General features: G+C 38.7%; 2 protein-coding genes. Both read left to right on the top strand.

The features are described 5' to 3' along the window. The coding region (locus tag CD138_RS09880; protein ID WP_103265983.1) for a phage portal protein at positions 1 to 1,189 on the top strand (1,189 nt) is incomplete at its 5' end. Then, a partial coding sequence (locus CD138_RS09875) for a phage minor head protein (RefSeq protein WP_103265982.1) occupies positions 1,158 to 2,105 on the top strand: 948 nt, incomplete at its 3' end. The genes CD138_RS09880 and CD138_RS09875, both read left to right, overlap by 32 nt.

Raw genomic sequence — 2,105 nt, 5'->3', positions numbered from 1 at the left:
AATGTACACGAATTACCATCAAAATTTAGTTGATCAAAAAGTAGCTTATGCGGTAGGTAATCCTATTACATTCGGTACTGATGACGAGCAATCACTCAAGAAGATACAAGAGGTACTTAATCACAAATGGGATGACAAACTTGTCGATATATTGACTGCAGCAAGTAACAAAGGCATTGAGTGGTTACAACCTTATATCGATGAACAAGGCGAATTTAAAACATTTAGGGTGCCTGCAGAACAAGCAATACCAATTTGGACGAACAAAGAACGAGACGAGCTTAAAGCATTCATTCGTTTGTATGAGCTTGATGGTAGCGAACGAGTTGAATATTGGACGGACGCAGAAGTTACTTTTTACGAATTGCAACATGGTCAATTGATTCCCGATTATTATCACGGCGACGACAACATTCAAGCGCATTACTACATTGGTGACAAAAAGATGAGTTGGAACCGAGTGCCATTCATTCCGTTCAAGAATAATCCACAAGAAGTTAGCGACTTGTTTATGTACAAGACAATAATTGATGCAATGGATAAGCGATTGAGTGATACTCAAAACACATTTGAGGAATCGACTGAACTTATTTACATTTTGAAAGGTTACGAGGGTCAAGATTTAGATGAATTTATGCAGAACCTCAAATACTATAAAGCAATCAATGTAGACGGTGATGGTAGTGGTAGTGGTGTTGATACTATTCAAATTGAAGTGCCAGTACAGTCGTCGAAAGAATACCTAGACATGTTACGTGATTACATTATTGAGTTTGGTCAAGGTGTTGACTTCCAACAAGACAAATTCGGTAACAGTCCATCAGGTATCGCGCTCAAGTTTATGTATAGCAATCTAGACTTAAAAGCGAACAAACTGAAAAATAAGACGCTTACTGCGTTGCAAGAACTATTGCGTTACATCATCGATTTTTACAAATTGAATATCGATGTACATGACATTGAGATTAGCTTTAACTTTAATGTCATGGTTAATGAGTTAGAGCAATCACAAATTGGTGTACAATCGCAATACTTATCTAAAGAAACAGTTATTACTAATCACCCTTGGGTTACTGATCCTGTGGCTGAAATGGAACGTATTGAACAAGACAATATCGATTTTAACAACCAACTACCATCGTTAGAGGGTGACAGCAATGCCGGAACGCAAAATAACCAATCAGAATGACATAGATAAATATATTGAAAGATTGAGACAGCAGGCAGAAAAAGAACTTGAAGTGTTGTTCGCTGAAAGATTGAAAGTCATTAAGCGAGAATTAGCTGAGATGTATGCGAAGTACGAGTCAGACGACCCGCACGTCACCTGGACAGAATTCAACAAATACAATCGTCTCAACAAACAATTAGCGCGCATTGCGGATATGATGACTGGTGACTATCGAGAAGTTGCTAAAGCTATTAAAAAGACACAACAGAATGTCTATATCGAGCAATACATGATGAGTTTGTTTCTTTATGAAATGGCCAGTCAAACATCTATGCAATTTGATATACCAACCGCAGACATAATCAACAAAGCAATTGAACAGCCAATTGAGTTTATCAAGTTAGTACCTACATTACAAAAGCACAGAAACGACGTATTGAAGCGATTACGTGTGCACATTACACAAGGCATTTTGAGTGGCGAGGGTTACGCTAGGACTGCTAAAGCGATTAGTGACGACTTAGGTATGAGTAAAGCGCAGGCGTTACGTGTAGCACGTACAGAAACAGGTAGAGCATTGTCGCAAGCCAACTTAGACAGTGCTCATGTAGCACAAGACAATGGTTTTAGAATGATGAAACGTTGGTTTGCAACAAAGGATACACGGACACGTGACACACACAGACATTTAGATGGTGAAAGCATACCGCTTGATGAAAACTTCAAATCAAGTGGTTGCATAGGACAAGCACCTAAATTGTTTGTTGGTGTGAATAGTGCAAAAGAGAATATCAATTGTCGTTGTAAATTATTGCATTACATTGATGAGGATGATTTGCCTGGTGTAATGCGTGTGCGTAATGACGATGGAACAACAGAAGTAATCCCGCATATGACCTATCGTGAGTGGGAGAAGATGAAACGTAAAGGTGGT

Source organism: Staphylococcus intermedius NCTC 11048, from assembly GCF_002902385.1.
In the GTDB taxonomy this organism is placed as follows: Bacteria; Bacillota; Bacilli; order Staphylococcales; family Staphylococcaceae; genus Staphylococcus; species Staphylococcus intermedius.
This window is presented reverse-complemented; position numbering and strand designations above follow the sequence as displayed.